Origin of the sequence: Cryobacterium sinapicolor (genome assembly GCF_004403465.1) — a bacterium.
Lineage (GTDB): Bacteria > Actinomycetota > Actinomycetes > Actinomycetales > Microbacteriaceae > Cryobacterium > Cryobacterium sinapicolor.
Genome location: NZ_SOGQ01000081.1, coordinates 1 through 24,857, shown reverse-complemented (window position 1 = coordinate 24,857; position 24,857 = coordinate 1). Strand labels below are relative to the sequence as shown.

Genomic DNA, 24,857 nt, shown 5'->3' with positions numbered 1-24,857 from the left:
TTGGACGCCTTCATCGCCCTCCTTGGACTGGTGCTGTGCTCTCCGCTACTAGCTGCGGTGGCACTCCTGGTGGCCGTCAAATTGGGTCGCCCCGTCTTGTTCATGCAGGTCAGGCCGGGCTTGAATGGTCGTGTCTTTAAGTTGTACAAATTCCGAACGATGAAGAACGTCGATGTCGAGGGTGGGCTCGTCACTGACAGTCAGCGTCTCACTCAATTCGGCGCGGCGCTCCGGGCGACGAGCTTAGACGAACTTCCGACCCTGGTGAATGTCGTTAAGGGCGACATGAGTATGGTCGGACCAAGACCACTGCTCGTGAGGTACCTGAGTCGATACTCGCCCGAGCAGGCTCGCCGACATGAAGTCAGACCAGGAATAACCGGCTTGGCCCAAGCCAACGGGCGGAACGCGCTCACCTGGGATGAGAAATTCGCCCTCGACATTCAGTATGTGGACGGTCGCAGTCTTGCCGTTGATGCAGGCATTCTTCGTGACACGATCCGCACACTTATCCGCCGCGACGGGATCAATGCCGATGGGCAGGCGACGATGAATGAGTTTGAAGGCCCCGCCACGAACGCTACCCAGGATCAGCTGTCGCACTAGCAATCCCGGCCGGCATCGCCGACCGTGCTCCGAGCGCGGCATTCACAACACGAAAAAGGAACTGGCACCATGGACCAAATTGAATTTATGCAGTTGATAGAAGAAACCCTTGAGGCAGAGTCCGGGACATTGTCGTACACCGACCGACTCGATGAAATCGACTGGGATTCCCTTGCCAACATCAGTTTTATTGCCGAGGTGGACAACCGTCTTGGGGTCACTGTGAACTCGGAGCAGCTTGCAAAGAGTCTCACGATTGCAGATCTGTTCGACACGATCAAGGTCGCGATTCAAGCCCAGTGACCTCTCCAGACTTCCTCAACCTTCACCAGAAGACGCTCCTGGTGACGGGCGCGTCATCCGGTATCGGCCGTGAGACAGCCCTTATGGCGAGCACGTTCGGCGCTCGTATCGCGTTGGTTGCCCGGCGCACGGACGCTCTCGAAGGCCTTGCCGCACTCCTGCCCGGGGAGGGTCACATCGTCGTGCCGTACGACCTGACGGACATCGACGGAATTCCCGAGATGGTCCGGTCAGTTGCTGATCTCGTAGGGGGGCTAGATGGCTTGGTTCACGCCGCGGGGTGTCACTCGACTCTCCCTTTGCGGTCTGTGAGCTCATCCAAAATACAGGAGCTGTTTGACATCAACGTGGCGGCTGCCATCATGCTGGCCAAAGGATTTAGGCACAAGCAGGTCAGAAAGCCCTCGGCGAGTATCGTGCTTCTGTCATCTGCTGTCGGGCTCGTTGGTCAGCCTGGAGTGAGTGTCTACTCCGCCACGAAAGGCGCGATAATAACGCTGACCAAGTCCTTGGCGCTCGAACTGGCGAGAGAGGACATACGTGTCAACTGCGTTTCTCCAGGTGTCGTTATGACGTCGATGACCCAGGGAATCCGCGACAGAATCGGCAAGGAAGGCTTCCAGGCGGTGACGGAAGCGCACCCTCTGGGGTTGGGGGAACCCTCGGATGTTGCGAACGCGATTCTCTTTCTTCTGTCCAGTTCATCTCGATGGATAACGGGCACCTCGGTATCTGTTGATGGAGGGTATACCGCCCAATGACGAATCGACTGGTGATCGTAGGAGCCGGCGGCTTTGGCCGCGAAGTTCATAGTTGGGTGAAGTCATCGCCGCGATGGTGTGAGAGTTCCGAAATCGGCAGCGTCGTGTTCGTTGACGATAACGTGCCGACAGTCCCGGTACGTGCTCCGATCATTTCAACAGTGCGCGACTATTGGCCTGCAGAAGGGGACCTTGTGATTTGCGCGATCGGTGCGCCTTCAGCTCGTCGTGATGTGTCGAGGCTCCTTTCTCAGAGAAACGCACCACCGGGCACGTTCGTGCATGATCGCGCAATGCTCGGAGACAATGTCCAGCTGGGCTTGGGTGCTATTGTCTGCCCCGATGTCCTCATCACGTGCGACGTGCGTATTGGTGTGAACGTTCATGTGAACATCGGGTCCACGATCGCACATGACGTAATCATCGGCGACTTCGTTACCTTGAGCCCCGGGTGCAACCTGACTGGAAACGTCAGGATTGAAGATGGAGCCTTCCTTGGCACTGCCGTGACTGTCATTCCGGGAAAGACTGTAGGCCAAGACGCTCTCATTGGAGCAGGAAGCCTGGTGTTGAAGAATATTCCGCCCCGCGTCACCGCTTTTGGGAATCCTTGCGTCATCGTTGGAAAGCGTCCCGCATGAAGGGGCGAATCAGCTCAGTCCATTGCCTTCATGATGGATTCGGTGATACGGCCGGTGCGGGGAGCGCCAGCAGATACACATCAGAACTGGCCGTACAGGTTGCAATGAAGTTGTTTTCCGATAGCAATACGAAACCAACAGAAATCGACTATCTGATTCTCTGCACCCAGACACCGGATTACCTGTTACCCACCACAGCGTGTCTTGTTCAATCTCAGATCGGCCTGAGATCGAGCGTCGGGGCCATTGATCTCGCGGGCGGGGTGCTGAGCTTCGTCTTCGCGTTGGCACTCGCTCAGGGACTGATTTCCTCCGATCAAGCACGAACAGTCATGATCATAACCGCCGATATCAACGCACCGTCTGGGTCTGCCGCTGCACTCCTAGTCGTTGCTGATCCTGGGCGTGAGAGTGCCGATGCCTTCGCCTTTGGAAGCGAAATTGATGCAGCCGTGAGTCTTGACACAGTGCTAGCCGCGAGCGGCCTTGATTGGCTCGCCCACCAAGTCGTCCCCATCGCACACCCGGGCGGGCACCAGCCAGATCAAACCTCATCGACTCTGCCAATCGCGCTTTCGGATGCCGTTGGCGAGAAGCGTGTTAGCAGAGGAGACAAGCTGGTCTTGGTCGGAAATGATCTTGCAGGTTCTTGGGCGGGAGCGATGGTGACATGGTGAATGCACGCATTGCGGCCGTCGACTACTTCTTGCCTGCCGGTGAATTGACCAACGAGCACCTGTCGGTTCAGTTTCCTGAATGGACCGTGGACAAGATCGCTGCGAAGACGGGCATTCGTACCAGGCATATCGCGAATGCCGCCGAGTCTGAGGCAAGCCTGGCTGTCATGGCCGCGCGAGCGCTGTTCGATAATAACGACATCGAGAGCAGCGCCATCGACTTCGTGCTCTTGTGCACGCAGAGTTCCGACCTCTCGAGTTCTGCTGCGAGAACTGTTCAGCGGCAGCTGGGGCTCAGGCTGGGAATTGCCGCGATCGATATCAATCTGGGCTGCTCCGGGTACGTATACTCTTTGGGGCTCGCCAAGGGCCTCGTCGAATCCGGAGTTGCAAAGAACGTCCTCCTGCTAACCGCGGACACTTACAGCAGGTACGTCAACTCCGCTGATAAATCCGTGCGAACACTTTTTGGCGACGGCGCATCCGCGTCACTTATTGCCGCTGGTGCGGCCGAGTCCAGACACCTCTACGCATTTGAATACGGTACGAACGGTTCTGGTGGAAACGCCTTGATTGTTCCGAACGGCGGCCGTCGCCCGGGGCAGGACATCGCTCCCAGTTCGGCAACGGACGTTCGCGGACTGGTTTCGAACGGTTTCGATCTGTTCATGGACGGCCCGGCCATCTTCAATTTCACTTTGAGCGTTGTTCCGACCACGGTGGAGTCGATCCTGCACAAGGCAGGACTCGGTCTTGACGATGTCGACTTGTTTGTCTTCCACCAGGCGAACGCGTTCATGCTCCAACATCTCCGCAGGAAGCTTGGGATCCCTCCAGAAAGGTTCTTCATCTCACTCGAAAATTCCGGGAACACGGTCTCGTCCACCATCCCGATCGCGCTTTCGGAGGCACAGAAGCAAGGTGTGCTCCAGCCAGGAATGCGAGTGATGCTTCTGGGCTTCGGCGTTGGGCTGTCCTGGGGAGGGTTGATGGTGCAATGGTGATTTCTGACAGCACCCTGAAGATCGTTATTGTCACTCAGTACTACAAGCCAGAGCACGCCAGAATACCCGTGGAAATCGCGCGAAGTCTCGCCGAGCGTGGGCACGAAGTCCGAGTTGTGACGGGATACCCCAACTACCCTGAAGGTCGCCTGTACCCTGAATATCGGCAACGGCTGAGGCATCACGAATGGGACGGGGCCGTGCGTGTGCGCCGGGTCCCGATCGTGGTGAGTCATTCGCAAAATGCACTCGCCCGGTTTGCTAACTACGTCTCTTTCGCCGTCAGCTCGCTCGGCGCCAGCAGGTTCGTCGCTGACGCCGATGTCGTCTATGTCTATGCCACTCAGATGACCGCCTCATTGGCGCCGTGCCTGTGGCGCGTCACCCGAGGGATACCGTTCGTCCTCCACATCCAAGACCTGTGGCCGGAGTCGGTGACCGGGTCATCGATGGTGTCGGGCAGCTTGGCGAAGCGGCTCATCAACGGGTCTTTGCGCCCCTGGCTTGGTGCGGTTTACCGGAGGTCAAGTGCTGTCATTGCCACGGCCCCGACGATGGCGCGGATGCTCGTTGATCGCGGTGTCGAGAGCCGGAAGGTCTACACCGTGCTGAATTGGGCCGAGGAAAGGGGCGCCCAAGAGCAGCGGGGTGGCCCGGCTGGGCCTGCCGGTGCCGGCACGGGCCTCTCCCTCGTGTATGCCGGGAATCTTGGTGAGTTCCAGGACCTGGACACCGTGATCAGGGCCGGTGCAAGAAGCACCGGGTTAGAGGGGTTCACGTTGACCATAGTTGGGTCGGGGGTGGCCGAGGAGGGTCTCAAGAGACTTGCACAAGAACTCGGGGCAAGCAGTATTGTCTTTCGAGGGCGCGTGCCGCATGCAGACATGGATGAGATCTATGCCGCCTCGGATTTTCAGGTGGTGCCCCTGAGGGATCTGGAGATCTTCCGAGGAACAATTCCATCGAAATTCCAAGGAAGCCTCGCGAATGGAATCCCAGTAATAACAACCGTCGCGGGGGATGTCAGCGCCATCGTCCGAACGCGAGAGATTGGATTTGCTAGCGCGCCCGGCGACGTGGATGCTTTGGCGGCGAGCTTCAGAAGCGCCTATGCACTGTCCTCGGCCAGCAGACGCCTCATGGGCGAGCGTGCACGCGCCTACTACACGGCAGAGATGTCACGTGATGCCGGCGTCGAAAGAATTGAAGAGATTTTGAGAAGCGCGGCCCAACTTCGGACAAAGAAAGCAAAGAATTGACAGTTAGCACGGGCAAATATGAAGGCAAACGGATTCTGGTTACAGGCGGCACGGGGTCGTTCGGTCACACCGTGACCGAACGCCTCTTGTCCCGCGGTGCTGCGGAGGTGCGAATTTTGAGCCGGGATGAGGCGAAGCAGGACCTCATGCGTAGTGAACTTGCTGATCCGCGGCTGCGGTTCTATGTGGGAGACATCCGGGATTACCTGAGCGTGGAACGAGCCATTCGCGATGTGGACTTCGTCTTCCACGCGGCGGCACTCAAACAGGTTCCATCATGCGAGTTCTTCCCAATGGAAGCCGTTAAAACAAACGTTCTGGGCAGTGAGAATGTGGTGCGAGCCGCTGACCGCGCCGGAGTCAGATCCGTTGTCTGCCTGAGCACAGATAAGGCAGTTTACCCGGTCAACGCCATGGGGATGAGCAAGGCGATGATGGAGAAGGTCGCGCAGTCCTACGGTTTGAACAACCCCAATGCCGAAACGACTGTTTCGTGCGTCCGCTATGGCAACGTCATGTACTCGCGTGGATCGGTCATCCCACTATTCATTCGTCAGCTGACAGCCGGCAAGAATCTCACCGTCACGAACCCGGACATGACGCGATTCATGATGTCCCTCGCTGACTCTGTAGATCTAGTTGAGTACGCCTTTTATAACGCCATGCAGGGCGATCTTTTCATTCGCAAGGCGAAGGCCTGCACAATGGGCGACCTGGCCCAGGCCCTCATCCTCCTGTTCCAGTCGTCCGCCAGAGTGGAAGTCATCGGAACGCGCCACGCTGAGAAGATGTCCGAGGCGCTCGCCAGCCGTGAGGAGTTGGCCCGCGCCCAGGACATGGGGGACTACTTCCGCATCCATGCCGACAAACGTGATCTCAACTACAGCATCTACGTCGAGCAAGGCGACCTCGCCCAGGCGCAGTACGAGGACTATGACTCTCATACTGTGTCAAGGATGAGTTCGCGTGAGATTCAGGACCTGCTTCTGACTCTGCCTGAGGTGCGAGCGGAACTCGCCGCAGCGGGAATTCGCCCTGAAAAGGTCGTCTAGATGGCGCAACACGTTGCGCTGACCGGGGCGCATGGCTTCCTTGGGTGGCACATCCGCGCGGCCCTTCAAGAATTCGGGCAGGAAGCGACGACAATTCCGGTGGGCGATGGCTTCAACGTTGCTGAAGCGGCCGCGGCTGTGTCAGGGGCAACGCGCCTGATCCACCTCGCCGGGGTAAACCGTGGTGCGGATACCGAAGTGAGCGAAGAGAACACTCGATTCGCTAATCAGATCGCGCTGGCCATCGTTCGGGCAGAAAATCCCCCCGCCGTGATCGTGTACGCGAATTCGTCGCAGGCAACGAACGGAAGCGTGTACGGGAACGCGAAGGCGGCGGCCGCAGACATTTTGCGGGTTGCGGCGGAGGAGGTGGGCGCGGAGTTCCAGGATGCGCTGCTCCCCAACCTCTTCGGTGAACATGGGCGCCCGTTTTACAACGCGGTGACCGCGACATTCAGCCACCTGCTGGCTCAGGGTCAGACGCCGTCGGTGAACGATGACAAGGAATTGACTCTTCTGCACGCGCAGGACGCCGCAGACTTGCTCACGGGCGCTGTTGACGTAGCAGTCAGCCGAGAGCGAGAAGTGAACGAGTCTGTATCCGGGCTCCTTGTCCGACTTGTCGCGATGGATGCGATCTACCGTCGCGGTGAGATCCCCGACGTCGCCGCGAAATTTGACCGTGACCTTTTCAACACCTACCGTTCCTATGCCTTTCCCGAGCAGGCTCCGGTCCAGCTGACCCGCCATGCAGATGCGCGCGGTTCGTTCTTTGAGATCATCCGGTCCCATGGCGGTTGCGGCCAGTCCTCATTTTCAACCACAGAACCCGGAATCAGTCGGGGTGATCATTTTCATCGACGGAAGATCGAGCGGTTCACTGTTCTTTCCGGCTCCGCCACGATTGCGCTGCGGAGGCTGTTCACCGACGACGTTTTCGAATTTCAGGTGACAGGCGATGCACCAGTCGCGGTCGACATGCCAACAATGTGGTCGCACAAGATTGCGAACACGGGGGCGGATCTCCTGTACACGTCTTTCTGGACGAATGACATTTTCAACCCTCAAGCACCTGACACGATTGAAGAGGCTGTGCACAAATGAACCCGAGACTGAAAGTCCTGACCGTTGTTGGCACGAGACCCGAAATCATTCGTCTCGCAGCCACCATTAAGCGACTTGACCGGTTCACCGACCATGTCCTGGTGCACACGGGGCAGAACTACGACTACGAACTTAACGAGGTCTTCTTCGAGGACCTAGGCCTCCGTCGCCCCGACCATTTCTTGGAAGCCGATACATCCTCGTTGGGCAAGGTGCTTGGATCTATCCTGGCAAAGACGGAGGAAGTTCTCCTGTTGGAGAAGCCCGACGCCGTTGTGATCTTGGGCGACACCAATAGCTGCATCTCGGCGCTGATGGCCAAGCGGCTGCGAGTTCCGGTCTACCACATGGAGGCCGGCAATCGCTGCTTCGATGAGAACGTCCCGGAAGAAACCAATCGGCGCCTCGTAGACCACATTGCTGATTACAACCTCGTCTACACAGAGCACGCTCGGCGAAACCTGTTGGCTGAAGGCATCCACCCCTCCCGGATCCTGCTCACCGGTTCGCCGATGCGTGAAGTACTCGAAGGCAACGCAGAAGGAATTGCGGCCAGCGACGTGGTGGAACGGCAAAACCTGGTCGCGGGGGAGTACTTCCTAGTGAGTCTCCATCGGGAGGAGAACGTTGACGACCCCGCCCGGCTGAAGTCCGTACTCGCTGCGTTATCGGTGTTGCGGGAAAAATACGAGATTCCGGTCCTCGTCTCAACCCACCCACGCACACGCAACAGGCTCGAGAGCGTTCCTGCTGAACTGAAGAATGGCTTGACCTTTCATCCTCCGTTTGGGTTCAACGACTACATCAAACTTCAGATGTCGGCCCGGCTAGTGCTGTCCGACAGCGGCACGATCAGTGAGGAAGCCAGCATCCTCGGGTTTTCCGCTGTGACCCTCCGGGACTCCATCGAGCGTCCGGAAGCCTTAGATGCCGGAGTGATCATCACTGCTGGAGTCACTGAGGAAGCGATTTTGGATTCCGTTGAAATGGTCTTGGCAGATGCTGCAGACCCATTCTCTGCCGCGGTCCCGGCCGGCTATGAGGTGTCGAATACGTCCCGACGGGCAGTCAACTTCATTCGGTCCACTGTCGCCACTCACAACTTTCGCGCGGGTATCCGAAAGTGATGGCAGCTGACCGATGAGCGCGCAACTTCACTTGGCCAATCTCCTCTCAAGCCTCCTCCCACAAACTCGGGCGTTCGGTCTGAGGCGCGCCTTCTACAGGGCGGCTGGAATACACGTCGGACTCAACACGCGCATCAACGGAGGAGTAAACATTCAGCACACGAATGTTCGAATCGGTGCGGATACCTGGATCGGTCGTCGCAGCGAGATTGTGTCGACGGTAGACGCACCAGTGGCGATCGGCGCTCGTTGCGATGTATCACAGGACGTGCTCTTCATCACCGGCAGTCACGAGATAGGGGATCCACAACGTCGCGCAGGAACCGGCCGGAGTCTTCCGATTTCTGTAGGTGACGGGACCTGGATCGGCGCGAGAGTCACTCTTCTCGGAGGAGCTGTGTTGGGGCGTGGCGTCGTTGTAGCGGCCGGATCCTTGGTGAGGGATGTGTTTCCCGACGACGTGCTCGTTGCGGGGACACCCGCTCGTATTGTTAGGCAGCTTGGGTGAGCATCACCCAGCGGGCACTCCGGGCGAGGGCGGGAGCAGTGCTCGGGGCGGGTACAGCGGTTGCAGTCGCCCGAATCTTCTCGTTAGCCGCAGCCGCCGTTCAACTGCCTCTGCTCACGAGCAGCCTCAGCACATCTGAATATTCAAGCGTTGCTCTCGCCATCGCCATTGCAACGTATTTCAGTCTCTTTGCTGCGGAACCGGTGATCCTTGGTTTTCAAAGATTTCCCGGTGGCAATGACGAGCGTTCCAACTACACCTTCGCCCTCGGACGCATGGTAGCTGCAGTCGTCCTGGCCGGCGTTCTGGTTTTTGGCATCGGTCTACTCATGGGGCGCGCAGAGGAAGCAGCGGCATTTGCAGGCTGGGGCATTGGCATCGCCGTGAATCGATTAGTTTCAACGGCCTGGCTCATGTGGGGTCGGCCTTGGGCATATGCGTGGAACCTAATCGCCGGGACTGGTGCGAGAACTGCTGTTCTTCTGGTGATGGTCTTGTCTGGGTATGGACCTCTGCTCAGCCTGTGTGCGGCCGGGCTGGCCTCGGCCGGGGCCGCATTGGTGCTCAGCCCGAAAATTCGCGGTTTTAAGGCAGCGTGGACATCGCGTCCGTGGCCAGTGCGGTTTGGTCTCCATCTCGCGTTTGCCTCGTTCGCCTTCACGGTGCTCACGAATGGGAATCTCCTCATCCTGGCGGCGGTCGCCGCAGGAGAAGAGGTCGGCCGTTATGCCGCCATGACGCAGGTTGCCGCGTTGACTTCCGGCGCCGTCCTTGGGCTCGTCATGACTGTTGCCTACCCACGGTTGAGGGCAGCTTGGGATCAACAGAATCGACCGGTCGTGGAAGCGCAACTCGTGACTCTCCAACTGCTTTGTCTTGGCGTCGCGCTAGCTGCAATCTTCCTGACTTACGTTTCTAACCATTTCCTCCTTCACTTAGTCCTTCAAAAAGAATTCACTGATGGACGCGTCCTCGCCCCGCTGATCATGGCGACGGCATTTGCGTCCATGGGACAGATTTCGAGCTGGAGGCACCAGTTCAAGTTCGAGGCAGCCCGTGTGGCGCGAAGGACTAGTGCCACTGCCCTTGCCGGCTTGTTGGTCACGGTCGGCCTCACTGCGGTCTTTCAAGCGCCGGGTGCCGCTGTGGGCGTAGCTCTGGGGTTCATGGGCTATTTTTTGGTGATGAGCGTGGGGTTGGCTCTTACGTTGCCGGTCCTTGCGGCGTCTATCGCATCGATTGCACTGTCTTCGGCTGCTTATGCGCTTCCTGGCGACGTGGTTGCCTACGCCAGCCTTGTGGCGGCTGCCGCAATCTCAATATTGGCGGCAAGGAGCTACCGTGCACAAAAACTATGACCTTGTTTTCTGGCAAAACATTCCCTCACTGCACCAGGCGCCTCTGATGCGCGCCCTGACGTCCGGCCTTGGCAAGCGCGTCCTTGTTGTAGTTGCGGGTGACGTCTCCTCAGACCGGCTGGCGATGGGCTGGGAGGGAATCGACTATGGGGACGCGGATTTGGTCGTCAAGCCGTCCTTGAGCGAGATCAAAGACATCGTCGGAGAAAATCGTGATGCCACGGCTCACATTTTCTCGGGCGTGAACGCCTACCCCGGTATCAGCACGGCAATGAAAGTCCTCAGTCAGGGACACCATCGGCATGTCGCGATCATCACGGAGCCATGGGACCCGCGAGGGACCAGGGGGCGGTTAAGAAGCCTGAAGTTCGCGCTTCGCAGTCGATCCTGGCAGCACGTTCACACACTCTTTGCCTGTGGAGTTCTCGCAAGAGAACAATTCGCTCGGCTCGGTTGTGAATCCGACAAGATAGCCTCGTTCGGCTATTTCGTAGACCGGCCATCTGGGAACACTGTCATTACACGTGTAGCGCAGCCCAGCGTCATGTTCATCGGCACGCTCACGGACCGGAAGGACCCGAGATCGCTCGTTCAGGCCTTGGCGTTGACACCCACAGGGTCCTGGCATCTCACGATGGTTGGAGACGGGCCACTTCGGGAAGCGATTCTTGCTGATGTGGATGAACTAAATCTCAGCGGTCGGGTTAATTTCGTCCCTCGGCTGGCCAACGACAAACTGAGAGACGCGCTTGCTGTCTGCGACGTGCTTGTTTTGCCCAGCCAGTACGACGGTTGGGGAGCGGTGGTAAGCGAAGCGCTAATGGCCGGAACCCCCGTCATCGTGAGCGCCACCAGCGGTTCGTCTGACTTCGTGAGCTCGTACCTTCAGGGTGAAGTTATTCAAGCTGGCCGCCCGAATGAAATCGCGCAGGCGCTGGGCAGACGGTGGAGTTCAAGCCCAACAACAGCAGATGCTCGCTCGGCCTTACGCGACTGGGCGAATGAGGCCATCTCGCCGAGGGCCGCTGCCGAGTATCTGTGGAGGACGGTATCGCGGGAAGAGGGAACGCCGACCTTGCCCGCACCGTGGAACAAATCTGTGTGACGTGTCCAAGGCCCGCAGATCAGACTCGATCCGAATAATTGAGGGAAATCATGAATAAGTTGACTCAATTTGCGGTCTTCGCGCCGCTCTTCCCTCCCGCGACGCTTGGCGGCGGGCCTATTCGGACAATCAAAGCCCTGGTCGATTCGGCACCGCAAGACACGCGAACGTTCGTATACACCTCAGACCGAGACATGCATCAACTGACGCCACTGTTGGTCAAGGGAAACACCTGGTCGGAACGTGACGGGGTCTCCGTGTACTACGCCACTCCAACATCGATTCGGCTGTACTTTCGGGGTTTGCGAGCGGTACGTAACGAGCGGCCTGACGTCATCTACTTGAATAGCTTCTTCAATCCAAATTTCTCGATCGTCCCACAAATTCTAGGGTTACTCGGCTTCTGGCGAGGAGCCCGAGTGCTACTCGCCCCTCGGGGGGAGTTCGGGCAGGGGGCCCTGGCGCTCCGCGCTTCCAAGAAGCAGGCGTTCCTAACTTTGCACAAAGCGATAGGACTTCATCGCCGCGTCGTTTGGCACGCCTCCTCGGCACGAGAAGAGGCAGATATTCGGGCTCTATTCGGTGACAAAGCGACCGTTCTCGTTCGGGAGGATGAAACGGCGCTCCCGCTGAGCGCTCAGAAGCCACATGCAACTCGCGTGGACGGCCCCCTACGGATCCTGTTTGTCAGCCGCTTGAACCCAATGAAGGGCCTCGATGTCTTGCTTCGAAGCCTGGTCCTGACCAGTGCACCGATACTCTTGGACATCTACGGCAATGCGGAAGACGAGGACTACGTGCGGACATGTGAGCGCCTGATCGCCGAATTGCCAATGAATGTCATCTGCACAACGCACGGTTCAATCTCCCCGGACGCCGTGCGCGAGGTTTTTGCTGACGGTGATGTCTTCGTCTTTCCGACCGCCGGAGAGAATTTTGGCCACGTTATCGCTGAGGCTCTGTCCGTGAGTTGCCCGGTGATTTGCTCCGACCTGACACCGTGGTCGGATGTCCTCAACGTGGCGGGTGGAACTGTTCTCCGCAGCCGGGACCCTAATGATTGGAGCGCTGCCATCCGAGCCTTCTCGGAGCTCTCGAATGACCAGATTCAGGAGCGTCGGATTGCTGCAGGCTCAGCGTTCGACGCTTGGAGCACGACAGAAAAGGGAGATCACGTTTTCGCCCAACTAGCTCACCTAAAGGGCTCACGACTTGTTCGGGTGGAAGGATCCGCGTCTTGAGCGCTTCAGAGTGGAAGCGCGGCATTTTCGCCCCCGTTGGCGTGGCGGTGGCTGCCACCGCTGTGGGCTGGCAGGCCGCATCGGGCGTGGTCGGGTCGGTGTCGTTTCTTGTCGGCGTTGCTTGCCTTGTTGCACTTGTCGTGAGCCCGTGGGTGCGTGCCTGGGCGCCGTACGCGGCGGGGGTTCTGTTCATCCTCCTGTCGGCGTCGGTCTTCACCACAAGCACGGCCGTGTCTGTCTCGCTGCGAGTTGTCGGCATCGGGTTCCTATGTTTATCGGGTCTAGTGCAGGTATTCGGCCGAAGCAGCTTCGTTACTGACAAGAAAATGAACGCCGCAGCCCTGCGTTCGTGGCTTCCATCTGTCGTAGGGTCGCTCCTCGTTTTTCTGCTGCTAGCCGCAGCGTTTCACGGGCAGTGGATCCAGTTCATTTTGTATGGTTTCGGGTTGATCTTGCTGGCTATCGCGGTCGTCGTGACAGCAGTCGCTGTTCCACGTGAAATCGTCACCGTTTCAGTCATCTTTGCTCTTGGTTTCCTGGTCATCGCCTCCTTTGTGTACGGTCTCACCACACCAGAAGTGGCGGTGGCCGGGGTGAGGCTGCGGGGCCTCACGCCAAACGCAAACACCCTCGGGTTCTACACATTTCTGCTCGGCTCGCTGGCCATGATTGTTGTGCCGCGTCTTTGGACGAAGTTGATTCTTTTGTTTTTCGTAGGTGCTGTTCTTTTGTGGACGTCGAGCCGAGCGAGCCTGCTGGCGTTGGCGATCGTCGTATTCTTTGTCGTTCTCTCCCGGCTCTCGGTCACTGTCGTCCTGGCCGTCCTTGGGGCGGCGGGTGCGGCCGCAGTTGCAGCAATGGTGTCGCCGAATGCCCTCTCGATTCTCGATGGTGTATTTCGAGGGGACAAATCCCGGTCGGTCACACTCACGGGAGCACTTGATGCCTTTCGATCCTCTCCGCTAGTCGGAATTGGCCTAGCCAACGAGAAGTCTGAGATCGCGAGCAGTCCCCTTCGTGCGTTGGCGTACGCGGGCTTCGGCGGTTTGATCGCGGTCTTGGTAATCTGGGTGGCCCTTATATGGCACGCGCGCACTGCGGGAGTACAGGCCGTCGGGTTCTCGCTGGCTGCTGTTGTTCACAGTTCTTTTGAAGGATGGCTCCTGTCGCCGGTCAGCCCTTTGCTTTTGATCTTCGTCCTCGTTTGGTGGGTGATCGTCAGACCTGCGGCAGTAAGTCATGATGGCAGAGCGGAGAACCTCGGTTCTCGGACTCTCTCGGATTCATTGGCCTCGTGAGAGAAAAAGTGGGCGTTCGGCAACCCGAAACTCAATATGGACTTTAAGCGCGGTATCGTTCGCCTCCAACAGCTCGCATGCATTCGTCTCGCGCAGCTTTCGTTAGGTCTCCGCGCGGGTCATCGAGTGTCGCCGGGGGCGTGAACGGACGTACCCGTCGTCGCCCTCCGGCTCGTCGGGGACGTGTCCGGTCTTGTCCTCCCCGGCGTCGAAGCTCGGCCGCAGGTGCGCGTAACGTGGTGATCGGATCGGCCCGCGCAACATCACCTCGCAGGTGGCCCCCACCCGCGCCGGGGAGAACCTGCGCGAAAGGCGCAACGCCACTAGAAGGGTCGTCGCCGGCCTGCTCGATGGACGTGGACTCGAAGATGTTGCCGAATCACCGCCGCCGTGGCATCCGGGAGGACCATTCGTCACCCGGCCCCCGTGCTTGGCTGGCCTGCCAGTGGCCAGCCAGCCGAAGTCCCCGGCTGCGCCTGTAGTTTCTTCGCAGGGTCTCGACCTGATTCAATAAATACTGTGACTGAAAAACTCAACCGATCGGGTGCCCAGAGAGCCGCCAAGTGCCGCAAGCCTCGGTTCTACCGCCGCTGGTGGTTCTTGGTGGTTGTCGTCGTTGGTGTTGTCATGGTTGCAGGTGCCTGGGTGGGGGGTCGGGGGCTGCAGGCGAAGTCCGAACTGGAAGCAGCGCTGCCGTTGGCCTCCACGATTAAGACGCAGCTGCTGGCGGGGGACTCGGCGTCGGTGTCGGCATCGGTGAAGAGCATGGCTGGGCACACCTCCCGCGCCCGGGAATTGACCGACGATCCGGTGTGGCGTACCGCGGAGTTCGTCCCGTTTGCGGGGGCCAATCTGGCAGCTGTGCGAAACCTGGCCGATGCCGCCGATGACGTGGTCCGTGGAGCGGCAGTCCCGTTGGCGGCGACCGCAGCGACGCTGAATCCGGCGGCGTTAAAGCCTGTCGACGGCGCCATCGATCTTGAGCCGATCCTTGCAGCGGGTGAAGCCCTCAACCACGCCAGCACAGTGTTCGCGGCAGCGGACAAGCGGGTCAGCGACCTCGACACCACCATGACCGTCGGACAGGTCACCGCAGCCGTGGACGAATTCCGCGGCTTTCTGGGGACTATCACACCGAGACTGGTGTCGGCTAGTCAGGTAGTAGATGCTGTTCCGGGTGCCCTTGGTGGGAGTGCCCCACGCAACTACGTCATCGTGTTCCAAAACAACGCTGAAGCTCGCGCACTTGGTGGCACATCGCTGTCGTTCGCCCTGTTGACGATGGACAAGGGTCGCGTGACGCTGGGTGACGCCGTGCCGGCGGGATTCGAGAACTTCGCTTATTACCAGGAATCCGTGGTTCCTCTGCCGGAAGGTGTTGAAACGCTGTATGGCTCGGAGTATGGCCGCGCAATGTCAAACCTCACAGTGCGGCCCAGTTTCGAAAGCGCGGCGGAGACGGCGCAGGAGATGTGGAAACGGCAGTTCGGAACAGAAATCGATGGGGTGATATCCATCGACCCTGTGGCGCTGGGGTACCTTCTGCGCGGGACCGCTCCGATTCCGCTGTCGACAGGCGACGTCCTGACGAGCGACACTCTGGTGCCCTTGCTCCTGAACGGCGTCTATATGCGCTACAACACTGATGATATCGGGGCGGACAATGCGGCCCAGGACGCCGTGTATGCGGAGATCGTCACAAGAACATTCGATCAGCTTCTGGGCGGAGATCTAGACCCAAAGGTGGTGCTGTCGGCCCTAACCCAGGCCGCGACCGAGCACCGGGTGCTGATGTGGAGCCCCAAGCAGGAAGAGGAAGCCATCTTCGAGTCTCTCGGGGTGGATGGCTCCCTGCCGAAGAGCGATAGGAAGACCGATCGGGTCGGGGTCTACTTCCAGGAAAACGTCGGCTCGAAAATGAACTACTACTTGAAGCAGTCCGTCCGCCTCGGTCAGGCTGCGTGCCGGGCCGATGGGAAGGCGTCGTATCGCGTCGGCATCGACCTCACCAACGACCTGCCGGCCGATGCGGCGACATCCATCAGCCCGTCGATTCTGGGCACGTTTGTGCGGGAAAAGCTCGAGCCTGGTGTGCAGCGCATGATCGTCATGGTCTACGCCCCGCCCGGTTCGCAGATCGTGGGAGCGACTGTTGACGGGGCTGCCGTGCAGCTCGAATCGTTCCATGACACCGACTACCCGGTGGCGAAGTTGATCGTGAGCATGGAGCCCGGCGCCACGTCGAAGATGGCGTTTGACGTGGTGGCGGCCGGAACAGACAAGAAGGCACTCGAGGCTCAGGTCACGCCAATGGTCAATCCCACGACAATCTCGGATCTCCCGCTCGACTGCGCCACCGTCGCGGCGGGGTAGCTGTCGCGGCGATGCATCAGGCCGATGCTGAAGGCGAGTATCGCTGCGCAGACTGGTGAATTTCAGCTCTGCGCCCCCAAAGGAGGGGGATGGGCCACCTCGACTGCTGCCCGAGGCTAGGCTTCAGGCGTGGTGAAGACGATATGAAACTATCCGTAATCGGCTGTGGCTACCTCGGGGCCGTGCACGCTTCGGCGATGGCCGAGTTGGGCCACGACGTGGTGGGCATCGATATCGATGCCCGAAAGATCGACCAGCTGGCCGCTGGTACACCGCCGTTCTACGAGCCGGGCCTGCCCGAGATTCTTACCTCGGCCATGGCGTCGGGCCGGCTGCGCTTCAGCACCGACATTGCCGATGCTGCTGGCGCGCAGGTGCACTTCATTGGTGTCGGTACCCCGCAGAAAGCAGGCAGCCACGCCGCCGACCTCAGCTACGTCGACGCGGCTGTGCAGTCGTTGCTGCCTCACCTTGCCGCTGGTGACCTGGTTGTGGGCAAGAGCACCGTGCCGGTCGGCACCGCCGCCCGCCTGGCCGGCGTGATCGAGGCATCCGGCTGCGGGGCCAGCCTGGCCTGGAACCCCGAATTTCTGAGGGAGGGGTTCGCCGTGAAAGACACCATCAGCCCCGACCGCCTCGTCTACGGGGTGCCGGCGGGCGCGGCCGGCGAACATGCCGCGGCACAGTTGAATGAGGTGTACGCCTCGGCCATGGCAGCGCAGACGCCGCTGATCGTCACCGACTACGCCACCGCGGAGCTCGTGAAGGTCGCCGCGAACGCGTTCCTGGCCACCAAGATCAGCTTCATCAATGCCATGAGTGAGATCGCCGACGTCTCCGGTGCGAACATCACCGAGCTGGCTGACGCCATCGGGTTCGACAACCGCATCGGCCGCCGTTTTCTGAACGCCGGCGTCGGGTTCGGCGGCGGCTGCCTGCCCAAGGACATCCGCGCGTTCACCGCCCGCGCCGAAGAACTCGGCCGGGGCGAGTCGGTCTCCTTCCTGAAGGAGGTCGACGCGATCAACATGCGGCAGCGCCAGCGGGTCGTCGCGATGACCCTGCAGGCCCTGGACAAGCCCGTCTACACGGCCAAGGTGGCGGTGCTCGGGCTCAGCTTCAAGCCGCACTCCGATGACGTGCGGGACTCGCCGGCCCTCGATGTGGCCGTGCAACTGCGGGGCCTCGGCGCCGACGTGATGGCCACCGACCCGCAGGGGATTGAGAACTCGCGTCTGCGGCATCCGCAGCTCACCTATTCGACCAGCATCGAGGAGACCCTGCGCGCCGCCGACGCCGTCGTGCTGGTCACAGAATGGGCCGAGTTCAAGCAGATCGACCCGGTCTGGGCGGCCGCGCTCGTGCGCGTGCCGATCATCATTGACGGCCGCAACACCCTCGACGCCGCAGCCTGGCGCGCCGCCGGCTGGATCTACCTAGGGCTGGGGCGACCGTGACCGCTGAGTCGTCTGGCGCGCCGGTAATCCGGCCGAAACGCCGAGGGTGGCGAATTGCCCTCATTGCCATCGCCGCCGTTGTTCTGCTGGTCGGTGGGGCCGCGGGTATCTACGCCTGGACTCTCAGTAATACCTTCGACAGCCAGACCGTGAAGATCCCCGACGTGTTCCCCGACGAGGCGTCGCGGCCGCCGGCGCCAACCGGTGACCCGGCAACCGGTAACGGGGCAACCGGTCAGAACATCCTCCTACTCGGCTCAGACACACGCGGAGCGAACGACGGGTCCATCGCCGACCTCACCGGGCAGCGCTCGGACACCATCATGGTGGTGCATGTGCCGGCGAACCGCGAGAACATCTACGTCATGTCGATCATGCGTGACAGCTGGGTCGACATTCCGGGTGAGGGCGAGGCCAAGATCAACGCCGCCATGTCCTATGGCGGGGTTCCCCTGGCCGTGCAGACCATCGAGGGTCTGCTCGGTGCGCGCATCGACCATGTGGCCATCGTCGACTTCACCGGGTTTAAAGGCATCACGGATGCCCTGGGCGGCGTCGACATCGACAATCCGGTCGGCTTTGACTCGTCTGCGCTGCCGGGGCGCTACTTCGCCGAGGGAACCCAATCCTTGAACGGCACGGAAGCGCTGGCGTTCGTGCGGGAACGGTACGCATTCGCAGACGGCGACTTTCAGCGGGCCCGCAACCAGCAGGCCTTCATCAAGGCTGTACTGGGCAAGTCGCTGACGGCGGAAACCCTCACCAACCCCGCCAGGATCAGCGGCCTCGTCGGGGCGGTTGCTCCCTACCTCGCCGTTGACGACGGGCTGAACTCCGCCTACGTGGCCGGGCTAGCCGTGGGACTGCGCGATGTGCGCGTGGGCGACGTCACGTTCTTCACCCTGCCGACGACTGGCACCGGCACCTCACCCGACGGACAGTCGATCGTCGTGATCGACCAAGACAAGCTGAAGGAAGTGCAGCAGGGGTTCCAGACGGACACCCTCGACGCGTACCAGCCGGAGTTGCAAACGATGGATTGACGGGCCAGCGCCACGTTGCACGATGGGAGCCCGGACGCCCCGAGGGACCCAAACCTTCTGCGTGCGAAGAACCAGCGCAGTGTCGCTAGAGCGTCATCGTGATGGCGGCAAAACCGGCGATTCCCGCGGCGGCGGCCGCAACGAAAAGAAACGCGTATTGAAGTCGCTTGTAGCTTCGCCCGCGTCGGAGCAGTACTTTGTGCCCCATCTGCTCGGGGCGAATCTTGGTCACATTGCAGCTTATGGCGCGCGTGATGGCGTGAAGCACGATCCGGTGTCCCCAAAACGGGGTGGGCGTGCACCGGCTGGCTTCCGCCAGATGGCGGAGAATCACGTGGTGGAGCGGCGGCCTTGTGGGGGTGTCTGGAAGACATCCGGTGGCAGGTGCCCCGAGGCGCGGTGTCCTCACAAATACGCGCCCGATCAGAAGTGCACTGCGCGGTGCGGGTGTTAGGGCAGGAGCGCTGTGTTGTCGAAGCAGGTGCTGGTGGAGCTGAGGTAGATCACGGGAGGGACCGCCGTGTTCGACCCGGTCGAGATTCTCAGCCCGGGTGCATCGTCGGAGTCGCCCGCCGGAATAAGTGTCACTGTTCTCGCACCGCCGGACTCCGCGCTCGCGATGTCGTTGCCCGTCGCGGCCGTGGTCCAGCCGGCCTCTTCCTTCTTCGTGACCAACGCGTCGGCCACGGCCACGGACTCGGTTCCGTTGTTGAGCCAGACGTAGCGCATGTTCTGCCAGGCGCTCATTGCGGGCTGCGGGCTACCGTCGGGGCCCAGGCAGCCCACCAAACTATTCATCACCCGGTCGACGTGGTCGATCAGCGAGGGGTCCATGGCGGCGATGGCCGCATCGACGGTGCGGGTGGTCGTGGTTTCCTCGGCACGTTTCGGACTGCCGCCCGGTGCCTCGGAGTCGCCGGCGCATCCGCTCACGATCAGCACGCCGGCGATCAGGGCGGCTCCAGCGAGTGCTCGGCCCCTGTAACGATTCGATCTGCGCAGCATGCCGCCCCCAAGTGTTATGGGCGCTGCTTTTCGGCGGCGCGCCTTGTCCGTGCGCAGAACACCCCCACGCGGAGTAAGCCTAGAGGCCCCGCTGCTGATCGCGTTGCTGTTTTTTGCGAGTCGGGCGACTGTTCGGAGCCGAGTAAACTTGAAGATCGGATTTCAAGGGGTGTGAACGTGGTCGACCAGGAGCTTCAGCGGGAACAGCAGTATGTCAAGAACCTGTACGCGCGTCTCGACGCGCTGCAGCGGGAGGCCGAGCAGCAGCTCGTGGCCGTGCGACGGCTCGACGTGGGCGGCAACCACCAGTCCCGCTCCGAGCGGGACACGTTCGCGCGGCTCTATGAGGATCGCATCGTGCAGCTGCGCGAGGTCGACGACCGGCTGGCGTTCGGCCGGCTCGAAGTGGCCGCCGACCCTGACGAGTCTGAGTCTGGCTCTTCGTCTTCCTCCTCTTCGTCTTCCTCTTCGTCTTCCTCCGGCTCGACGGATGCCTCCGTCTACCGCTACATCGGCCGGCTGGGACTGCGCGACGAAGACCTGCAGCCCATCCTTCTCGACTGGCGGGTGCCGCAGGCGAGCGCGTTCTACCAGGCCACCGCGGCCACGCCACTCGGAGCCCGGGCCCGCCGGCATCTGCTGTCGAAGGGCCGCGACATCGTGCGCATCGAGGACGAGATCCTCGACGCCGCCCTTCTCGAGGGTGATTCGGCAACCCTGCACCAGGGGGAGGGCGCACTGCTGGCCGCCCTCACCGCCCAGCGCACCGGGCACATGAGCGATATCGTGTCGACGATCCAGGCGGAGCAGGACCGCATCATCCGTTCAGACTTGAAGGGTGTGCTCGTTGTGCAGGGCGGGCCGGGCACCGGCAAGACGGCCGTGGCCCTGCACCGTGCGGCGTACCTCTTGTATACGCATCGCGATCGGCTGAAGAATTCGGGTGTGCTCATCGTGGGGCCGTCGGAGTCGTTCCTGAACTACATCGAGGCGGTGCTGCCGTCGCTGGGGGAGACCGGGGTGGTGCTCGCATCCGTGGGCCAGCTCTACCCGGGCATCGAGGCGACCCGAGAGGATGCCCCGGCCGTCGCTGCGATCAAGGGCCAGACCTCGATGGCCCGGCTCGTGCAGCGCGCCGTGCGCTCGCGGCAGCGGGTGCCGGCTGCGGCGCAGGTGTTGGTCGTGAACGGTGACCGGCTCACCCTCAAGCCGCAGCTGATCGAGACCGCGATTCACCGGGCGCGGGCCGGCGGCAAGCCGCACAACGAGGCCCGGGTGACGTTCGTGAAGCACGCGCTGGCCGCGCTGTCCCGGGAGTGGCTCGCTCAGTTGAAGGCCCAGGGCCGATCAATGGACGACACCGACCTGCCCATGCTGCGCGAAGACCTGCGCCTGGCCGACGACGTGCGGGTGGCGCTGAACACGGCTTGGCTGCCGCTCACGCCCGAGAAGCTGGTGCAAGACCTCTATGCGCGTCCGCAGTGGCTGGCGCAGCTCACCCCCACCTGGACACCCTCGCAGCGCGCGCTTGTGCACCGCCCGCGGGATGCCGAATTCACCATCTCGGACGTGCCGCTGCTCGACGAGGCGGCCGAGCACCTGGGCGAGTACAGCGTGGTCGACGCGGCGCAGCGGCGCGAGCAGAAGGAGCAGCGCAAGCGCGACGTGGAGAACGCCGAGCTGGCGATCTCCAACATGGAGGTGAAGGGCTTGGTGAATGCCAAGGCGCTCGCCGACAACTTCGCCGAGCTGGGCGACCGGGCCACCACGGCCGAGCGTGCCGCCCTCGACCGCACCTGGACCTACGGGCACGTGGTTGTCGACGAGGCGCAGGAACTGTCGCCGATGCAGTGGCGGCTGGTGCTGCGGCGCGGCCCGCTGCGTTCGTTCACGATCGTGGGTGACATCGCGCAGGCGGCGTCGGCCGCGGCCGCCTCGAACTGGCGCGACGCTCTCGAACCGTTGCTCTCCGGGTCGCAGGAGGAGTCGCGCTGGCGGCTCGAGGAGCTCACCGTGAACTACCGCACGCCGAGCCAGATCGCTTCGGCTGCGGAGTCGATGGCAGTGGCGCATGATCTGCCGATCACGCCGGCGCGGTCGGTGCGGGCGAGCGAGTGGCCGATTGAAACGGTTCCGGATGTTGTTTCGGCTTTTCGGCGGGAACGTTCGCTTGGCCTCGGGGGAACCGTTGCAGTGATCGTGCTGGAGCACTTGCTGGCCGAGGTTGTTGCTTCATTGGTGGCTGAGTTCGGTTCCTCTGGCGTCAGCGTCGGCGTCGGGGCTGCGGGACTGCTCAGGGATGTGGCGGTGCTCACCCCACAGGACTCGAAGGGGCTGGAGTTCGACGCGGTGATCGTGGTGGACCCGGCGGGGATCGTGGCCGCGTCTTCACGCGGGGCCGGGGCGCTGTACGTGGCGATGACGCGGCCGACGCAGCGGCTGTATCTCGTGTCTACCGTTCCGCTGCCCGCGGGGCTGTAGGTTCGTCGCTTGGCGGTGGTTGGGCTTGGCGGTGGTGGGGCTTCGCAGTGGTTGGGCTTCGCAGTGGTTGGGCTTCGCAGTGGTTGAGCCTGTCGGTGGTTGGGCTTCGCAGTGGTTGGGCTTGTCGGTGGTTGGGCTTGTCGAAACCCGGCGACCCGGTCTCTAAACCCGCCCCCCGGTGGTTGAGCCTGTCGAAACCTGGCGACCCGGTCTCCGAGCCCGGCCACGGACCCCCGGCCGAAAGAATTCGACGGAGATTTTGCTCAAACCCGGCCCAAAACATCCGTTTCGGCTCGAAATTGGCAAAATCTCCGTCGAATTCGTTAGAGGGCCGGGCGTATGACGGCTACAACTACGGATACCGATGCGCGGCCGACTTCAAGGCTGCACCACGCTGACCAAATTACTTACGATGAATAATCAGCACCTATTGACCCTAGATTAGAACACGTTTACTATAGTGGTATGGCAGGAGCCCCCACTCCGCACCACCCCACCACCTCACCGCAGGCGGTGGCTTCCAACGTGCAACTGCCCCTCGTGCAACAGCCCCTCGTGCAGCTGCCCCTTGTGCAGCGACTGCAGCAGGCGCGTGATCTGGCCGCGTCCGTGCTTGATTCGGTCGCCTTCTCTCTCCTGAATGAGGCGGAGGCGATGGCGGTGCTCGGCACGGTCGAAGACCTCGGCCGTAGGGTCGATGCGGCCAGGGTTGCATCCGCTGCCGACATTGCGGTGCGGTCTCGGCGCATCCTGGGCCACGAGTCCCTCGCGTATAAGAACGGGGCGACCAATGGAACGGACCTGATCACCCGCCTGACCCGTGTTTCCTCGCGGGAGGCGAACCGGCGGGTGCGCCTGGGCGAGAATGTCACCCCGCGTCTGGCCGGCACCAGCATGCTGCCGCCGTATTACCCGGCCGTGGCGGCTGCCCTCACCGCCGGTTCGCTTGGTGTGGACGCGGCGGAGCACATCGTCACTGCCCTCGACACTGTTGCTGCCCGGGTCGCGCCGGACGATCTGGGCACCGCGGAGCGTGCCCTGGTGGCCAGTGCGACGGGTGCGATCACCGACGAAACGAGCGGGCTCCCCGGTGAGGGGTTCGCGTTCCCCGCGGATCTGGTGCGGGGCATGGCGGGGCAGTGGCTGGCGCGCCTGGATCCCGACGGCACCGCCCCGAACGAACCCGTCGCCGAACCGCGCAGCACCGTCGGCTTCGGACTCCTCCGCGACGGCCTCTACCCACTCCGCGGCGGGGTGACCGCGGAACTGCGCGGCATCATGAACGCGATCTTCGACACCTACCTCTCCGCGCACGCGGCCCCCGCGTTCCCCACCGAGGAGGAACAGGCGCGGATGGACGCCGGGGACCTGATCCCGGGTGCCGAGGCCGCGGCCCACAGTGACGACCGGAACGGTGGTGAGAAACGGGCCGACATCCTCCGCGGCGTGTTCGAAGCCGCCACCCGCGATGCGGGAACCCCGACCATGGGCGGAGCCGCCCCCACCGTGATGATCCACGTCAACCAGGCCGACCTCGCCGCCGACCGCGGGGTGGGCTGGATCGACGGGGTCGAAGCCCCGATCTCGTTGACGAGTGTGAAGCAGGCCCTCTGCGCCGGCGGATTCCAGGAAATCGTGTTCGGCCCCAACAACGAAGTCCTCACCCTCAGCACCGAGAAACGCTTCTTCACCCGGGCCCAACGCCGCGCCATCGCCGCCCGCGATGGGGGTTGCACCATCCCCGGCTGCACCATCCCCGCGGCCTGGTGCGAGGTACACCACGTGATCCCCTGGCACCTCGGCGGGAAAACCAACATCGACAACGGGGTGCTCCTCTGCTGGTACCACCACCACAGCATCGACACCTCCGGCTGGCAGATCCGCATGGTGAAAGGCAAACCCGAGGTCAGGGCACCACTCTGCTACGACCCAACCCAAACCTGGCGGACCACGGGCAACCACCGGGCCAGGCCACCAGGGTCTCAACAGGCACGACCACCGGGTGCGTGAGTCCCCGGGAGACAGGCCACCAGGGTCTCGACGGGCTCGACCACCGGGTGCGTGAGTCCCCCGGAGACAGGCCACCAGGGTCTCGACAGGCTCGACCAACGGGTGCATAGTCCCCGGGATCGGGCCACCAGGGTCTCGACAGGCTCGACCAACGGGTGCGTGAGTTCACGACAGCGAGCGACCTGCCGAACACGGCGGTTGAGCTCGTCGAAACCCGGCGAGCCATGCTCCAAACCCGGCCGGCAGCATGCGTGCCCCACGCTAACTGAGGGCTTTTGCGCAACACGCCGTTCCCCGCGCCGTCACACTCGGCGTGTCGCGATAATCACCGAGTTAACGTCACGACGGATGCCCGTGCGCCCGTGTCCGCCCGCCACGCCCGTCACGCCCGCCGCGCGCACCACGCCCGCCGCGCGCACCACGCCCGCCGCGCCCGCCACGCCC

General features: G+C 61.9%; 22 protein-coding genes. 20 read left to right on the top strand and 2 right to left on the bottom strand.

The genetic code is table 11. The features are described from left to right. The 18 genes from E3T28_RS14580 to E3T28_RS14495 all read left to right on the top strand — a co-directional run bounded on the left by E3T28_RS14580 (position 1) and on the right by E3T28_RS14495 (position 18,917). Positions 1-606, top strand: coding sequence for a sugar transferase (locus E3T28_RS14580; protein ID WP_277613373.1), 606 nt, complete (start codon positions 1-3; stop codon positions 604-606). 69 nt (positions 607-675) lie between these two features. Then, positions 676-909 (top strand): phosphopantetheine-binding protein, encoded by a 234-nt coding sequence (locus E3T28_RS14575; RefSeq protein WP_134432641.1) that lies wholly within the window; start codon positions 676-678, stop codon positions 907-909. After that, the gene (locus E3T28_RS14570; RefSeq protein ID WP_134432639.1) at positions 906-1,670 is read left to right on the top strand and encodes an SDR family NAD(P)-dependent oxidoreductase; all 765 of its coding nucleotides are present in this window, start codon (positions 906-908) and stop codon (positions 1,668-1,670) included. Before E3T28_RS14575 ends, E3T28_RS14570 begins: the two co-directional genes overlap by 4 nt. Further along, the gene (locus tag E3T28_RS14565) at positions 1,667-2,311 is read left to right on the top strand and encodes an acetyltransferase (RefSeq protein ID WP_134432637.1); all 645 of its coding nucleotides are present in this window, start codon (positions 1,667-1,669) and stop codon (positions 2,309-2,311) included. The genes E3T28_RS14570 and E3T28_RS14565 overlap by 4 nt, the downstream gene beginning before the upstream one ends. Further along, entirely contained in the window at positions 2,308-2,988 is a 681-nt protein-coding gene (locus tag E3T28_RS14560) for a ketoacyl-ACP synthase III (RefSeq protein ID WP_134432635.1), read from the top strand. Before E3T28_RS14565 ends, E3T28_RS14560 begins: the two co-directional genes overlap by 4 nt. Next, entirely contained in the window at positions 2,982-3,992 is a 1,011-nt protein-coding gene (locus E3T28_RS14555; protein WP_166787052.1) for a 3-oxoacyl-ACP synthase III family protein, read from the top strand. Before E3T28_RS14560 ends, E3T28_RS14555 begins: the two co-directional genes overlap by 7 nt. Next, positions 3,986-5,251: a glycosyltransferase family 4 protein gene (locus E3T28_RS14550; RefSeq protein ID WP_134432633.1), complete on the top strand. Its 1,266-nt coding sequence runs from the start codon at positions 3,986-3,988 to the stop codon at positions 5,249-5,251. Before E3T28_RS14555 ends, E3T28_RS14550 begins: the two co-directional genes overlap by 7 nt. Further along, positions 5,248-6,303: a polysaccharide biosynthesis protein gene (locus tag E3T28_RS14545; protein ID WP_134432631.1), complete on the top strand. Its 1,056-nt coding sequence runs from the start codon at positions 5,248-5,250 to the stop codon at positions 6,301-6,303. Before E3T28_RS14550 ends, E3T28_RS14545 begins: the two co-directional genes overlap by 4 nt. Next, positions 6,304-7,407, top strand: a complete 1,104-nt coding sequence (locus E3T28_RS14540) for a polysaccharide biosynthesis C-terminal domain-containing protein (RefSeq protein WP_134432629.1) — start codon at positions 6,304-6,306, stop codon at positions 7,405-7,407. It abuts the gene before it with no gap. After that, positions 7,404-8,534 carry a non-hydrolyzing UDP-N-acetylglucosamine 2-epimerase gene (gene wecB, locus E3T28_RS14535; protein WP_134432627.1) on the top strand — a complete coding sequence of 377 codons (1,131 nt, stop codon included), beginning with the start codon at positions 7,404-7,406 and terminating at the stop codon, positions 8,532-8,534. Before E3T28_RS14540 ends, wecB begins: the two co-directional genes overlap by 4 nt. 13 nt (positions 8,535-8,547) lie before the next feature. After that, on the top strand, positions 8,548-9,042 hold the full coding sequence (locus E3T28_RS17825; RefSeq protein ID WP_134432625.1) for an acyltransferase: 495 nt from the start codon (positions 8,548-8,550) through the stop codon (positions 9,040-9,042). Continuing rightward, a complete protein-coding gene (locus E3T28_RS14525) occupies positions 9,039-10,400 on the top strand; it encodes a lipopolysaccharide biosynthesis protein (protein WP_134432623.1) in 1,362 nt (453 codons plus the stop codon). The genes E3T28_RS17825 and E3T28_RS14525 overlap by 4 nt, the downstream gene beginning before the upstream one ends. Continuing rightward, positions 10,384-11,505 carry a glycosyltransferase gene (locus tag E3T28_RS14520; protein ID WP_166787051.1) on the top strand — a complete coding sequence of 374 codons (1,122 nt, stop codon included), beginning with the start codon at positions 10,384-10,386 and terminating at the stop codon, positions 11,503-11,505. Before E3T28_RS14525 ends, E3T28_RS14520 begins: the two co-directional genes overlap by 17 nt. 50 nt (positions 11,506-11,555) lie before the next feature. Further along, positions 11,556-12,746 carry a glycosyltransferase gene (locus tag E3T28_RS14515; protein WP_134432619.1) on the top strand — a complete coding sequence of 397 codons (1,191 nt, stop codon included), beginning with the start codon at positions 11,556-11,558 and terminating at the stop codon, positions 12,744-12,746. Then, the gene (locus E3T28_RS14510) at positions 12,743-14,044 is read left to right on the top strand and encodes a hypothetical protein (RefSeq protein WP_134432617.1); all 1,302 of its coding nucleotides are present in this window, start codon (positions 12,743-12,745) and stop codon (positions 14,042-14,044) included. The genes E3T28_RS14515 and E3T28_RS14510 overlap by 4 nt, the downstream gene beginning before the upstream one ends. A gap of 519 nt (positions 14,045-14,563) precedes the next feature. After that, on the top strand, positions 14,564-16,417 hold the full coding sequence (locus E3T28_RS14505; protein ID WP_134432615.1) for a DUF4012 domain-containing protein: 1,854 nt from the start codon (positions 14,564-14,566) through the stop codon (positions 16,415-16,417). Between the two features lie 143 nt (positions 16,418-16,560). Next, positions 16,561-17,874 (top strand): UDP-glucose dehydrogenase family protein, encoded by a 1,314-nt coding sequence (locus E3T28_RS14500; RefSeq protein WP_134432613.1) that lies wholly within the window; start codon positions 16,561-16,563, stop codon positions 17,872-17,874. Continuing rightward, the gene (locus tag E3T28_RS14495) at positions 17,871-18,917 is read left to right on the top strand and encodes an LCP family protein (RefSeq protein ID WP_241979368.1); all 1,047 of its coding nucleotides are present in this window, start codon (positions 17,871-17,873) and stop codon (positions 18,915-18,917) included. The genes E3T28_RS14500 and E3T28_RS14495 overlap by 4 nt, the downstream gene beginning before the upstream one ends. A gap of 85 nt (positions 18,918-19,002) precedes the next feature. Here E3T28_RS14495 and E3T28_RS16985 read toward each other — a convergent pair whose 3' ends face one another. Both E3T28_RS16985 and E3T28_RS14490 read right to left on the bottom strand, forming a co-directional pair. Beyond that, positions 19,003-19,149 carry a hypothetical protein gene (locus E3T28_RS16985; RefSeq protein WP_166787050.1) on the bottom strand — a complete coding sequence of 49 codons (147 nt, stop codon included), beginning with the start codon at positions 19,147-19,149 and terminating at the stop codon, positions 19,003-19,005. Between the two features lie 218 nt (positions 19,150-19,367). Further along, positions 19,368-19,922: a hypothetical protein gene (locus tag E3T28_RS14490; RefSeq protein ID WP_134432609.1), complete on the bottom strand. Its 555-nt coding sequence runs from the start codon at positions 19,920-19,922 to the stop codon at positions 19,368-19,370. A 171-nt stretch (positions 19,923-20,093) separates the two neighbouring features. On the opposite strand from E3T28_RS14490, the gene E3T28_RS14485 reads away from it, so the two are divergent. After that, complete coding sequence (locus E3T28_RS14485; protein WP_134432607.1) at positions 20,094-22,403, top strand: HelD family protein; 2,310 nt, start codon at positions 20,094-20,096, stop codon at positions 22,401-22,403. Positions 22,404-22,868: 465 nt separating this feature from the next. Continuing rightward, on the top strand, positions 22,869-24,413 hold the full coding sequence (locus E3T28_RS14480; protein WP_134432605.1) for an HNH endonuclease signature motif containing protein: 1,545 nt from the start codon (positions 22,869-22,871) through the stop codon (positions 24,411-24,413). Positions 24,414-24,857 lie beyond the last annotated feature (444 nt).